The organism is Bacillus cytotoxicus NVH 391-98 (assembly GCF_000017425.1).
In the GTDB taxonomy this organism is placed as follows: Bacteria; Bacillota; Bacilli; order Bacillales; family Bacillaceae_G; genus Bacillus_A; species Bacillus_A cytotoxicus.
Window position 1 is genome coordinate 1,641,010 of the sequence record NC_009674.1, and the last position, 12,389, is coordinate 1,653,398.

General features: G+C 34.3%; 15 protein-coding genes. 12 read left to right on the forward strand and 3 right to left on the reverse strand.

What is annotated here, in order from left to right:
* Positions 1-31 precede the first annotated feature (31 nt).
* Positions 32-448 (forward strand): FosB/FosD family fosfomycin resistance bacillithiol transferase, encoded by a 417-nt coding sequence (gene fosB / locus BCER98_RS08025; protein WP_041809648.1) that lies wholly within the window; start codon positions 32-34, stop codon positions 446-448.
* Between the two features lie 32 nt (positions 449-480).
* Here the strand turns inward: fosB and exsB are convergent, their stop codons facing one another.
* Positions 481-1,029 carry an exosporium protein ExsB gene (gene exsB / locus BCER98_RS08030; RefSeq protein ID WP_012094021.1) on the reverse strand — a complete coding sequence of 183 codons (549 nt, stop codon included), beginning with the start codon at positions 1,027-1,029 and terminating at the stop codon, positions 481-483.
* Positions 1,030-1,215: 186 nt separating this feature from the next.
* On the opposite strand from exsB, the gene cotH reads away from it, so the two are divergent.
* The 8 genes from cotH to BCER98_RS08070 all read left to right on the forward strand — a co-directional run bounded on the left by cotH (position 1,216) and on the right by BCER98_RS08070 (position 9,003).
* Entirely contained in the window at positions 1,216-2,292 is a 1,077-nt protein-coding gene (gene cotH / locus BCER98_RS08035; RefSeq protein WP_012094022.1) for a spore coat protein CotH, read from the forward strand.
* A gap of 128 nt (positions 2,293-2,420) precedes the next feature.
* On the forward strand, positions 2,421-3,038 hold the full coding sequence (locus BCER98_RS08040) for an NUDIX hydrolase (RefSeq protein ID WP_012094023.1): 618 nt from the start codon (positions 2,421-2,423) through the stop codon (positions 3,036-3,038).
* Positions 3,039-3,186: 148 nt separating this feature from the next.
* Complete coding sequence (locus tag BCER98_RS08045; RefSeq protein ID WP_012094024.1) at positions 3,187-3,789, forward strand: DedA family protein; 603 nt, start codon at positions 3,187-3,189, stop codon at positions 3,787-3,789.
* A gap of 92 nt (positions 3,790-3,881) precedes the next feature.
* The gene (locus BCER98_RS08050) at positions 3,882-5,261 is read left to right on the forward strand and encodes a putative polysaccharide biosynthesis protein (protein ID WP_012094025.1); all 1,380 of its coding nucleotides are present in this window, start codon (positions 3,882-3,884) and stop codon (positions 5,259-5,261) included.
* 187 nt (positions 5,262-5,448) lie between these two features.
* Positions 5,449-6,390, forward strand: coding sequence for a magnesium transporter CorA family protein (locus tag BCER98_RS08055; RefSeq protein ID WP_012094026.1), 942 nt, complete (start codon positions 5,449-5,451; stop codon positions 6,388-6,390).
* Positions 6,391-6,580: 190 nt separating this feature from the next.
* Positions 6,581-7,477, forward strand: a complete 897-nt coding sequence (locus BCER98_RS08060; protein WP_012094027.1) for a permease — start codon at positions 6,581-6,583, stop codon at positions 7,475-7,477.
* Between the two features lie 3 nt (positions 7,478-7,480).
* Complete coding sequence (locus BCER98_RS08065) at positions 7,481-8,350, forward strand: TIGR03943 family putative permease subunit (protein ID WP_012094028.1); 870 nt, start codon at positions 7,481-7,483, stop codon at positions 8,348-8,350.
* Positions 8,351-8,496: 146 nt separating this feature from the next.
* Positions 8,497-9,003, forward strand: a complete 507-nt coding sequence (locus BCER98_RS08070) for an acyl-CoA thioesterase (protein WP_012094029.1) — start codon at positions 8,497-8,499, stop codon at positions 9,001-9,003.
* Between the two features lie 86 nt (positions 9,004-9,089).
* Here the strand turns inward: BCER98_RS08070 and BCER98_RS20835 are convergent, their stop codons facing one another.
* On the reverse strand, positions 9,090-9,176 hold the full coding sequence (locus tag BCER98_RS20835) for a YjcZ family sporulation protein (protein WP_081428364.1): 87 nt from the start codon (positions 9,174-9,176) through the stop codon (positions 9,090-9,092).
* A gap of 297 nt (positions 9,177-9,473) precedes the next feature.
* On the opposite strand from BCER98_RS20835, the gene cls reads away from it, so the two are divergent.
* Both cls and BCER98_RS08080 read left to right on the forward strand, forming a co-directional pair.
* Positions 9,474-10,652, forward strand: a complete 1,179-nt coding sequence (cls, locus tag BCER98_RS08075; RefSeq protein ID WP_041809650.1) for a cardiolipin synthase — start codon at positions 9,474-9,476, stop codon at positions 10,650-10,652.
* 30 nt (positions 10,653-10,682) lie between these two features.
* The gene (locus BCER98_RS08080; RefSeq protein WP_012094031.1) at positions 10,683-11,141 is read left to right on the forward strand and encodes a spore coat protein; all 459 of its coding nucleotides are present in this window, start codon (positions 10,683-10,685) and stop codon (positions 11,139-11,141) included.
* A gap of 45 nt (positions 11,142-11,186) precedes the next feature.
* Here BCER98_RS08080 and BCER98_RS08085 read toward each other — a convergent pair whose 3' ends face one another.
* The gene (locus BCER98_RS08085; RefSeq protein ID WP_012094032.1) at positions 11,187-11,972 is read right to left on the reverse strand and encodes an SDR family oxidoreductase; all 786 of its coding nucleotides are present in this window, start codon (positions 11,970-11,972) and stop codon (positions 11,187-11,189) included.
* Between the two features lie 187 nt (positions 11,973-12,159).
* Between BCER98_RS08085 and BCER98_RS08090 the strand changes: the two genes are divergently transcribed.
* The gene (locus tag BCER98_RS08090) at positions 12,160-12,339 is read left to right on the forward strand and encodes a hypothetical protein (protein ID WP_012094033.1); all 180 of its coding nucleotides are present in this window, start codon (positions 12,160-12,162) and stop codon (positions 12,337-12,339) included.
* Positions 12,340-12,389: the final 50 nt, after the last annotated feature.

The following is a 12,389-nucleotide window of genomic DNA, read 5'->3' on the forward strand; positions in this document are numbered from 1 at the left end:
CACTCATCTTTTTGCACTAGGAGGAATCATGTTGATCAAAGGAATCAATCATATTTGTTTTTCTGTTTCGAATTTGGAGACATCCATTGCATTTTATGAAAAAGTATTAGAAGGAGAATTATTAGTTAAGGGAAGAAAGCTTGCCTATTTTCGTATATGTGGAACTTGGGTAGCACTGAATGAAGAGACTGATATTCCTAGAAAGGAAATCCATCAATCTTATACACATATTGCTTTTTCTATCGAGAAAGAAGATTTTGAGCGATTATTACAGCGATTAAAAGAAAATGATGTTCATATTTTACAAGGAAGAAAACGAGATGTAAGAGATTGTAAATCTATTTATTTTACTGATCCAGATGGACATAAGTTTGAATGTCATACAGGTACATTAGAAGAGCGGTTACAATACTATAAGGAAGCGAAACCACATATGACATTTTATTAGAAGGAAAAAGGGCCGCTATCCGCGGCCTTTTCTTATTTTTCGTGCTCATCACAATGATCTTGATGACGTTTTCGATACCACCAATAATCATATTTTTTCTTTTTTTGATTCGAGTTTTTGTCGTGATAGTCATCCTGATGATGGCCGTGATTGTTTGGATAGAACACACATTTTTTACAGTAGCATCGTTTTGTCCAATAATGTTTTTTCTCATAACGAACGCATTTTGTAACAAACGTGCATTTCTTTACGCGTGTACGCTTTGTAACGAATTTGCAATCTTTAACGCGTGTACATTTTGTAACAAATGTCCATTTTTGTACGCGGACACGAGTGCGTTTTGTAACAAATGTACAGTGTTTGACGCGTGTGCATTTCGAGACAAATGTACAATGTTTAACGTGCGTACATTTTGTACGAGGACAACGACATTTTTTACGGCATTGATGACCACGAGAATGCTTGTCACACTTTTGGCTCGAATGGTCATCATATTCAAAAGTAGACGGATCTTGGTGTAAAAAGTCCTCCATACCCGCACTTTTGATTTCTTCGACAGCTTTTCTTATATCCCTTTTCATAGAAAGCCCTCCTTAGTATAGTGTAAATATATTTGTATTTTCTTACCAGTAATCATAATATGAGAGGGAGATATTTCGTGAATGAGACAAGAGTGTAAATTTTAGAAAAATAGATAGATAGCGGATGTAGGGACAAAACAATTAGCATACATTGAATGAAGAGAAATGAGAAGAGGGGGAAAAAGAATGTTGCCTTCTTACGATTTTTTTATTCATCCAATGTATTTGGTAGAGCTAAAGAAGGATATTTGGTCAGATAGTCCTGTCCCGGCAAAATTAACGTATGGTAAGAGAAAATATGATATTGATATTGTTTACCGTGGGGCACATATTCGTGAATTTGAGAAGAAATCGTATCATGTGATGTTTTATAAGCCAAAGCACTTTCATGGGGTAAAAGAATTTCATTTGAATTCTGAGTTCAAAGATCCATCTCTTATTCGAAACAAGTTGTCACTGGATTTTTTTGATGAGATAGGAGTACTTTCCCCAAAATCACAACATGTGTTTGTGAAAATAAACGGTCAAGTGCAAGGAGTATATTTACAATTAGAATCAGTTGATGAAAACTTTTTGAAGAGCAGAGGATTACCAAGTGGATCTATTTTTTATGCGGTTGATGATGATGCGAATTTTTCTTTAATAAGTGAACGAAATCAGGATGTGAAAACAGAACTTTTTTCAGGATACGAATTTAAGTGTGCGAATGAAAATAGTGAAGAGCAACTTAGCGAATTTGTTTATCAAGCAAATGTGATTCCTCGTGAAAAATATGAAAAGGAAATTGTAAAATATCTTCATGTTGAAAAGTATTTGCGGTGGCTGGCAGGTGTAATTTTCACTCAAAATTTTGATGGATTTGTGCATAACTACGCATTGTATCATAATGATGAAACAAACTTATTTGAAGTCATACCGTGGGATTATGATGCAACTTGGGGGCGAGATGTAGAAGGAAGACCCCTTAATCACGAGTATATTCGCATTCAAGGATATAATACATTAAGTGCAAGACTTTTGGATATACCAGCTTTTCGTAAACAATATCGAAGTATTTTAGAAGAGATTTTAGAAGAAAAATTTACAGTTTCTTTTATGAGACCAAAAGTAGAAGAATTGTGTAAATCGATTCGTCCCTTTATGATGCAAGATCCGTATATGAAAGAAAAGATAGAAACATTTGATCAAGAAGCTGAGATGATTTTTCAGTATATCATAAATCGAAGGCAATATATATATGAGCATCTTCATGAATTGGGATGATAAAAAAAGAGATTGAGCTCACTATCAATCTCCTTTTTGTTCTATAATGGAAATAGGGCTTCGTGAAATATAGCATAAGAAAAGTGTTGAAATGATCAAAGATGAAATAAGAAGCAGGTGATATGAAAATGGAAGGGAAATGGGTGGAATGGGTCAAACAAATACAGGCTATTGCCCAAGCTGGATTAACGTATTCAAAAGATGTATATGATATTGAACGATTTCAACAATTGCGTGATTTATCCATCTCAATCATGTCCCATTATACAGAGACAGATTGGGAAGTGGTCAAAACGTTATTTGCAAGTGAGACGGGATATCAAACGCCAAAAGTAGATATTCGAGCTGTCGTATTTCAAGATGAGAAGTTATTATTTGTAAAGGAAAAAAGTGATGGGAAATGGGCGTTACCAGGCGGTTGGGCAGATATTGGCTACACACCAACAGAAGTCGCTGCAAAGGAAGTTTATGAAGAAACTGGATATGAAGTGGATCATTTTAGGTTATTAGCAATATTAGATAAGGAGAAACATCATTCATCGCCATCGGCAACACACATATATAAGATATTTATTGGCTGTGAAATTGTTGGAGGCAAAAAGCAAACGAGCATAGAAACAGAAGATGTGCAGTTTTTTGGAGAGAATGAAATGCCGGAATTATCTGTTGCTAGAAATACAGAATGGCAAATTAAAGAAATGTTTACATTTATGAAAGATAAGCATAAAGAACCAATGCTAGATTGAATAAAGAGATGAGAAAGAATGGTTTGATGTGGTCTATTGCTGCATTATGATGCATACATTCAAAAGAGAATCATGAATATATTGGCATGAACAAATCTTTGTGGGATAATAGGAAGGTATGTGAACAGAAAAGGAGATAGGTAAGGACATGTTAGCGAATTTAATAGAGCAATTATTGCAATTTTTCGCAAGTCTAGGATATTTTGGTGTTGCCCTAGGATTGATGATTGAGATTATCCCAAGTGAGATTGTTCTTTCGTATGCTGGTTTTTTAGTTGTGCAGGAGAAGATTAGTTTTGTAGGTGCGGTAATTGCAGGTACAATTGGTGGGACATTAGCACAAATCTTTTTATATTGGTTAGGGTATTACGGAGGTCGTCCAGTAGTTGAAAAGTATGGAAAATATTTGCTGATTAATAAGCATCATTTAGATATAGCTGAAAATTGGTTTAAGCGCTACGGCGCTGGTGTCATTTTCTCTGCTAGATTTATACCAGTAGTACGCCATGCGATTTCTATTCCGGCAGGGTTAGCTAAAATGCCGTTAAAACTTTTTACTCTTTATACAGTTGTAGCGATTATACCTTGGTCTATTTTCTTTATTTATTTAGGGGAAAAGCTCGGAGGAAATTGGCGTCATATAAAAGAATACGCCGCTGATTATACGCATTATATCATTATTGGAGCAGTATTGTTTATTGCTATATATTTTGGATTGAAAGTTTTAAAAAAGAGAAAAACAGTTCGTTAAAGCCAGTGGTTTCATTGGCTTTTTTATATTGTTGTTCTAAAGGGAAGAAGTTGTCCATAATGTGTAATAATAAAGCGTAGCGGGGGAATGAAATGAAAGGATCACCGTTTGTACGTGGAACAGTATTTTTAACGTCGGCAACAATGATATCAAAAATGTTAGGTTTCATATATGTAATTCCGTTTACAGCTATGGTAGGAACGAGTGGATATGTACTTTACACCTATGCATATCGACCGTATACGATTATGTTAAGTATCGCAACAATGGGGTTGCCTCTTGCTGTTTCAAAAATGGTTTCAAAATATGATCAGTTAAATGATTACCATACGGTTAAAAGAGTTCTGAAAAGTGGAGTCATCTTTATGATACTTATGGGAATGATTTCGTTTCTATTATTATTTATGTTAGCGCCACACCTTGCCGAAATTGTAATTGATGGAAATGATCAAACTGGAAATAGCATAAGTGCTGTTACGTATAACATTCAAATCGTAAGTTTTGCTTTATTCATTGTACCTGTGATGAGTTTGCTACGCGGTTTTTTTCAAGGGTTTCAATCTATGGGCCCTTCAGCGGCAAGTGTTGTGATTGAGCAAATATTTCGCGTTTTAACAATTTTAATAGGAAGTTTTGTTGTTTTGCATATATGTAAAGCATCTATTTCGTTAGCGGTTGGTGTTTCAACTTTTGGAGCGTTTATGGGAGCGGTAGCTGGATTAAGTGTTTTAAGTGCTTATTATATGAGAAGGCGAAAGTATTTGAAGAAAAAAGAAGTAACCAGTGTTCCAAAAACAACAAAATCTTTTTTCTCATTATATAAAGAACTTTTTACTTATTCGATTCCATTTGTTGTAGTCAGTTTAGCAATTCCGCTCTACCAGACGATTGATACATTTACGATTAATAAGCTATTAATACAAGTTGGATATGGACAGGGAGAGGCTGAGAAGATTAATGCAATCATCGGTCTCGTGCAAATGGTTGTACTAATTCCAGTTTCTGTTGCGACAGCCTTTAGCATGTCTCTTGTTCCGGAAATGACAAAAGCTTATACAGCAGGTAATACACAACGATTGTATAAACATTTTACAAAAACAAATGTATTAGTAGTTGGCATAACCTTTCCAGCAGCAATTGGAATGATGGTGTTAGCAAAACCAGTGTACACGTTTTTATTTGGAGCGGGGAATGATCCTTATATGGGAAGTAGTATTTTACAGTACTATGCACCCGCATGTATTTTATTTTCATTATTTACAGTGACTGCCGCAATGCTTCAAGGAATCAATCAACAGCAAAAAACAGTGCTAGGTTTGTTGATTGGAGTTGCTGTGAAAGTTAGTCTAAACATTATGTTGTTGCCATACTTAGATTATGTCAGCTTTATTATTGCAACATATGCTGGATACACGATTTCAGTTTTATTTAACTTGTGGATGCTTTCTAAATATGTTATAAAGGCAACATAAGCTTTCTGAGGGGCAGGGTCAACTCTGTCTTTTTCTATTTGAAAAGATTTGTGGGAAAGCGTTTCGAAATAATTTTTCTATTGAAATTTCAACATTTGTTTCATATGCTGAACATGGTGGTTTAAAAACTGTTATTTAAGTGAGGTAGATTCCCACATGTACATGTAAAAAGAATCGGGGTGATAGTATGTTAAATATTTATTTAACAGACCGAAACGGAAAATTACAAGAAATTGACGAAATTCAAAAAGGTTGTTGGATTAATGTACTTCATCCAACAGAAGAGGAAATTCAATTTCTCGTACAAACATTGAATGTAGAATTAGACTTTATTAAAGACCCTTTGGATGACGAAGAACGTTCGCGTATTGAAAAAGAAGATGACAATGCACTGATTATTGTCGATATCCCTACCGTAAGGCATGATGAAGAAGGGAATTCAATATATGATACAATCCCAATTGGTATGATTGTTATGCCAGAATGTTTTGTTACCATTTGTTTAGAAGAAAATCCGATTTTTGAGCGTTTTATTAATCAGCGTATTAAAGAATTTTATACGTTTAAAAAGACGCGGTTTGCACTGCAACTTTTATATACGATTTCAACGTATTATTTAAGATACTTAAAGCAAATTAATCGGAAAACAGTCGACTTAGAACATCAATTAAATAAGTCGATGAAAAATAAAGAAATTTTCACCTTATTAGGCCTTGAGAAAAGTTTAGTATATTTCACAACATCTTTAAAAGCAAATAAAATTGTAATTCAAAAATTAATGCGCAATAATACGTTTATTAAGATGTATGAAGATGATCAAGATTTGTTAGAAGATGTATTAATTGAGAATAAACAGGCTATTGAAATGGCTGAAATATATAGCAATATTTTGAGCGGAATGATGAATACGTTTAGTTCCGTTATTTCAAATAACTTGAACAGTGTGATGAAATTATTAACTTCTATTACAATTATTTTATCTTTGCCAACAATGGTTTCAAGTTTTTTTGGAATGAATGTAGCAATTCCGCTTGAAAATAATCCGCATGGTTTTCTAGTTGTTATGATTATTTGTGCGGTACTATCTTGCAGTTTAGCCTTTATTTTTTGGAAGAAACGTTATTTTTAATAATCAAGAAAGCTGTTCTAGCTTAGTATGAAAATGAAGCTAGAACAGCTTTTTTCGCTATTATCGCGTCTTAGCTGTCTATGTAAAAAATATATAATTTTATAAAATTCGAAATTTCATAAGGGTTGCTCGATTTATGAATAAGGGTTAAAATTACATATTGTTAATGAAAAAGTGGAGGAAATACATCATGGAATTGTTTCAATTACCAAAAGCATTCCTGCAAATGAATACGATTTTTATCTCAATCTTAATTGAAGCACTACCATTTGTGCTAATTGGTGTATTTATTTCAGGACTTATTCAAATGTTTGTGACAGAGGACATGGTAGCAAAATGGATGCCGAAAAACCGATTTTTATCAGTCCTTTTAGCGACTTTTCTTGGCATGATGTTTCCAGGGTGTGAATGCGGAATTGTTCCCATTGTAAGACGTTTAATTGGAAAAGGTGTTCCCCCATATGCTGGAATTGCATTTATGTTAACAGGACCGATTATTAACCCAGTCGTATTATTTGCAACATACGTTGCATTTGGAAGTAATATGAAAATGGTATGGTATCGTTCCATTGTAGCAATTGTAGTAGCAATTATTGTTGGGCTTATACTGTCATTTATGTTTAAAAACCATCAGCTACGTGATAATCATTTTCCGGAAATCAATCATAAGCGCCCTTTACGTAAGAAAATGTGGGATGTATGTACACATGCTGTTGAAGAATTTTTCTCAATGGGAAAATATTTAGTCATTGGGGCGCTCATTGCTGCTGCAGTTCAAATGTTTGTACAAACATCAACGTTACTAGCGATTGGACAAGGGCCATTTTCTTCATCAGCTGTTATGATGGGGTTAGCGTATATTTTGTCGCTTTGTTCAGAAGCTGATGCTTTTATTGCATCTTCGTTCCAAAGTACATTTTCAACAGCATCACTTGTCGCGTTCCTCGTTTATGGACCGATGGTAGATATTAAAAATATGTTTATGATGCTTGCGACATTTAAAACAAAATTTGTAATTGTTGTGATAGCTACAGTTACATTTGTCGTTTATGCAAGCTCACTACTCATTTATGCGATGGGGTGGTAGTTTATGTTTCGAGCGTATATTTTGCTTGGATTTACAATTTTAATTGCACAGCTTCATATTTCAGGGAATATAACAAAGTATATTAATATGAAGTACGCGTATTTATCTACAACAGCAGCTATTATTTTTGGTTTTTTAACATTTGTGCAAATTGTGGTTACGTTTCAAAAAGAACATCAGAAAGAAAAACAACAGCATGATTGTAGTTGTAATCATAGTCACTGCGGACATGATCATTCGAAAGATGAAAATACATGGTGGAAACGAATATTTTCATATACATTATTTTGTTTTCCTATTATTTCAGGCCTCTTTTTTCCGATTGCAACATTAGATTCAGATATTGTGAAAACGAAAGGATTTCATTTTCCTGTTGTACAAGCTGATAGTACAGATCCATTTATGAGAAGGCAATTTTTAAGACCTGATACGAGCATTTACTATGGAAAAGAAGGATATCGTGGTGTAATGGAGAAAGGGAAAAAAGAATATGTTACAAAAAAACATATTACTTTAAAGGATGAGGATTTCTTAAAAGGAATGGAGACAATTTATAATTATCCGGGTGAATTTACAGATAAGACCCTTTCATTTAAAGGATTTGTGTTCCGTGATGATTCTTCAACGAAAGAACAATATTTCTTATTCCGATTTGGGATTATTCATTGTGTTGCTGATTCCGGTGTATATGGTATGTTGGTTAAAAAGCCAGAAGGAGTAGAATGGAAAAATGATGATTGGATTCAAGTTGAGGGAACCATTTCAACTGAATTTTATCAACCATTCCGTGCGAATATTCCAGTATTAGAAGTAACGAAGTGGAATAAAGTGGAACAGCCCAAGGAGCAATATGTATTTAGAGGAGCCGATTGATAACAATCGGTTCTTTTTAATAGACATAAAGTTCTAAAAATTGTTAATATATAATATGTAATTCACCTAGTTTAATATCTGTCATATTAGAGAAAATAGAAAGATTACTATTTTTATGTAAAACAATGATTAAAGAGGTGAAGGAAATGGGAGAAGTTAAGGGAAAAACAGTGAATGAATCAAGAGTTTTTAAAACGAGTCGGGTATTTCCAACGGATTTAAATGACCATAATACGTTGTTCGGAGGTAAAATATTAGCTGAAATGGATATGATTGCATCCATTTCGGCAACAAGGCATTCAAGGAAGGAATGTGTAACAGCATCAATGGATTGGGTAGATTTTTTACATCCAGTCCGTTCTACAGATTGTGTAAGTTATGAATCATTCGTTATTTGGACAGGGCGCACCTCGATGGAAGTGTTTGTGAAAGTCGTAGCGGAAGATTTAATTTCAGGTAATCAGCGTATCGCGGCAACATCATTTGTTACATTTGTTGCACTTGGAAAAGAGAATAAGCCGGTTCCTGTCCCTCGCGTGATTCCAGAAACAGAGGCGGAGAAAAAACTGTATGAAATTGCTGTTTTACGTGCAAATCAGCGCTATATTCACAAAGCTGAGAGTAAAAAAATTGCGACATTGTTAAATTTGTAATACATATATGTGCAAAATGAAAAGCGGACACCTATTTTAGGGGTCCGCTTTTATAGTTTTTTCATCTGCGTATCGTGAGGTGCTCATTAGCAGAAACAAGCAGCGCCGACGATAATTAAGAGGATAAATAATACGACTAGTAACGCAAAGCCATTACCACATGCAAAACCCATTGTTACTTCCCCCTTTATTTTAAGGTACAACATACAATATGTCATTTTTTGGTTATTTGACAGGGACATATATCATATAGGAAAAGATTTTTTTGTTGTATGTTAATGAGTGGAAAAAGGAAAGATATAAGCAGGAAAGTGTATTCCGCTCTTTTAGGTAAGTGAGACTCCCGCCTCAATATTCAGAAAGAAGCAAGGAAGATAGGTGGGAGCTCGCCTGTCTGTAACAGCCCGATTGGTGAGAGCTCATAATCACCCATGATCAAAGTTTCACTTTATGAAGAAAGGACTTTATCCGTGAAGCACTTTATATTTTTTATATTATGTCTCGTAGGTGCATGGATGAATATCGATGTAGAAATGGGGAAAAAAATGATTACTGAACATAAAATATCAAACATACGTTACGGTAATTTCCAAGTGTATACAGATGGAAATGATTTATATGACAAATTATTTGATGATATAGAGCGTGCGGAAAAGTATGTATATATTCATTTTTATATTGTGGGCAAAGATAAAATAAGTCAAAAATTTTTACATCTGTTAGAGAGAAAAGCCGAAAGCGGTGTAGATGTGAAGCTATCAGTAGATCGTATTGGTGGCTATAAAATGAAGAAAAAAACAATCGAACATTTACGAAAAAAAGGGGTCAAATTTACTTTTAGTAAAAGGCCTACATTTAAACATTTCTTTTTCACCCTCCATCAACGAAATCATCGACGTATTGTTGCGATTGATGGAAAGGTAGCCTATATTGGAGGATTTAATATAGGAAAGGAATATCTCGGTCAAAATCCTAAGTTTGGAAAATGGCGTGATTATCAGATGCGTATTGAAGGAGATGGGGCAGTTGATATGGAGAAACAGTTTGCAAAAGACTGGCAAGCTGATACTGGGGAAGGGCTTTCTTTATATAAAGGACCGAAAATAGAAAATAACGTACCATATCAATATGTATTTTCAGATGGAAAAGGGTTGTGGAATGAATATGGTACATTTATTGGACGGGCTAAGAAATCATTAGTAATTGCAACCCCGTATTTTATTCCGAGTAAGGAAATGATGAAAGGATTACAAGAAGCATTAAATCGAGGAGTAAGAGTGAAGATTCTCGTTCCTTTAAAAAGTGATGCTCTTTTTCTTAAACAAGCTGCCTATCCATATTTAAAGAAGATATTTGATGATGGGGCAGAAATTTATCAGTATCAAAATGGCTTTTTTCATGGGAAAGTGACAATTGTTGATGAAATGAGTGTTGATGTCGGGACAGCTAACTTTGATAATCGAAGTTTTTATCTGAATACGGAGTCGGAATGTTTTATATATGATAAAGCTGTTGTTGATCAAGTAAAGAGGAAACTTGATGAAGACTTTCATAGCTCAAAACGTCTCCATGAGAAGGATTTCGAGAAAATTAGTAGTTGGGATTGGTTGATAGCAAGAATAGCGAATGTTTTTGCCCCATATTTATAAGTGTATAAAGAAAGTGAAGGGAGCGATTCAATGAATTGTATAGAGGAGCTAATGAGGCATAGCTATTCTCTTATATATAATATGGGAGAGTACATGAATGAAATCCAAGATGAAGAATTAAAAGGTATACTTCAGCAACAGTTACCATATATGTTACAAGCATATAATGAACAGGTGAATTTTCAAGAAGGAGAAAATGTACAGCAGATGATTTGTGAGCAATTAATCTCTCCGCGTATTCAAAATCATATAGAGATAGAAAGGATTAGTACAGGAGATATAGGAATTGCGATTTCATATATTTTGCATTTGAAAAAATTAGCATTATATTTTGCGCAAGTAGCTGTAGAGGTTGCTAATCCTGAGTTTCGTGCTTTTTTAGAAAAATGCTTTGTGAAAATGAATCGTTATGCATATTGTGTTTGGCAATATGTAGTGAAGCAAGAGTATAGTATTGGACAGGTATTTATGAATGAGAAGTTTGCATAAAAAGACGGCTCACACCGTCTTTTTTGCAATAATCCCCCTTCCACCTTATAGACTTTTCACCATGCCACCATCAACGAGAAAAGATTGTCCTGTCATATATGAATTTGCCTCAGAGACAAGGAATGTAGCAAACGTAGCAAATTCTACAGGTTGACCATATCTTCCGAGAGGAATCATAGATTCATATTGTTTTTGAACTTCTTCCACTGTTATACCGCGCTTTTCAGCAGCCATTTCATCTAAAGAAGCAACGCGATCGGTAGCAATACGACCTGGGGCAATTGTATTAATTAAAATATGATAGGGAGCAAGTTCTGCGGCTAAAGTTTTTGACAGCCCTGTAATGCCAGTACGGAACGTATTTGATAGCAATAATCCAGGAATCGGTTCTTTTATAGAAGAAGATGCGATATTAAGAATTTTTCCGCCACGTTCTTTCATATATGGAAGAACTTCACGAATCATACGTACATAGCTTAATAAGTTTAGCTCAAATGAATGGTACCAGTCCTCATCGGCTAGTTGCTCAAATGTACCAGGTTTAGGACCACCAGCATTGTTGACTAAAATGTCAATTGTGCCAAAAGTGTCTCCTGTATACTTTACCGCTTCTTTAATATTTTCTTTGTTTGTAATATCACAAACTGTATACATAACTTTTCCCATATTAAGAGCGGTTAATTCTTTTTGCAATGAGATTAAACTTTCTTTATTGCGGCTGAGTAACATAACATTTGTTCCTTCTTTTACAAGTGCTGTACTAATTGCTCTTCCTAAGCCTTGACTAGAAGCTACAACCAATGCTGTTTTACCAGATAATCCAAGTTCCATCTGTATCCACCTTTCTTTGCTATAGTACTTTCATTATAGAAGAAAGTGCTTCAAAATAAAAAATATTCGCTTTTTTTATTTTGAAATTTACAAACATTTACTATATATTTACTGTTTTCTAATATTAGCTTTAAAAATAGAAAGTAATATGAGAGTGTACATATTCTATCAAAGGGAGGATAAGCAAATGAATAAATGGGTTAAATCTTTAACTGCTATGGCACTTGCGAGCTCTTTATTTATGGTAGGTTGTAATAATGGAGAAGAAAAAAAGAAAGATGAGGAAACAACAACACAACAAGATGAAAAGAAAGATAAGGAAACGAGTGGAGATACACAATCTTCAGATTCAAAAGAAAAGAAATAAGTTTGTATGATCTATATAGCAGAGCTTCCTCTATTTATGGGGGAAGCTTT

Coding starts and splice junctions, on each gene's coding strand:
- BCER98_RS08085 (WP_012094032.1), bottom strand. CDS start 11,972: ATGGAACTTGGATTATCTGGTAAAACAGCATTGGTTGTAGCTTCTAGT.
- BCER98_RS08090 (WP_012094033.1), top strand. CDS start 12,160: ATGAATAAATGGGTTAAATCTTTAACTGCTATGGCACTTGCGAGCTCT.
- exsB (WP_012094021.1), bottom strand. CDS start 1,029: ATGAAAAGGGATATAAGAAAAGCTGTCGAAGAAATCAAAAGTGCGGGT.
- BCER98_RS08040 (WP_012094023.1), top strand. CDS start 2,421: ATGGAAGGGAAATGGGTGGAATGGGTCAAACAAATACAGGCTATTGCC.
- BCER98_RS20835 (WP_081428364.1), bottom strand. CDS start 9,176: ATGGGTTTTGCATGTGGTAATGGCTTTGCGTTACTAGTCGTATTATTT.
- BCER98_RS08055 (WP_012094026.1), top strand. CDS start 5,449: ATGTTAAATATTTATTTAACAGACCGAAACGGAAAATTACAAGAAATT.
- BCER98_RS08080 (WP_012094031.1), top strand. CDS start 10,683: ATGAATTGTATAGAGGAGCTAATGAGGCATAGCTATTCTCTTATATAT.
- BCER98_RS08050 (WP_012094025.1), top strand. CDS start 3,882: ATGAAAGGATCACCGTTTGTACGTGGAACAGTATTTTTAACGTCGGCA.
- BCER98_RS08070 (WP_012094029.1), top strand. CDS start 8,497: ATGGGAGAAGTTAAGGGAAAAACAGTGAATGAATCAAGAGTTTTTAAA.
- BCER98_RS08065 (WP_012094028.1), top strand. CDS start 7,481: ATGTTTCGAGCGTATATTTTGCTTGGATTTACAATTTTAATTGCACAG.
- BCER98_RS08045 (WP_012094024.1), top strand. CDS start 3,187: ATGTTAGCGAATTTAATAGAGCAATTATTGCAATTTTTCGCAAGTCTA.
- BCER98_RS08060 (WP_012094027.1), top strand. CDS start 6,581: ATGGAATTGTTTCAATTACCAAAAGCATTCCTGCAAATGAATACGATT.
- cotH (WP_012094022.1), top strand. CDS start 1,216: ATGTTGCCTTCTTACGATTTTTTTATTCATCCAATGTATTTGGTAGAG.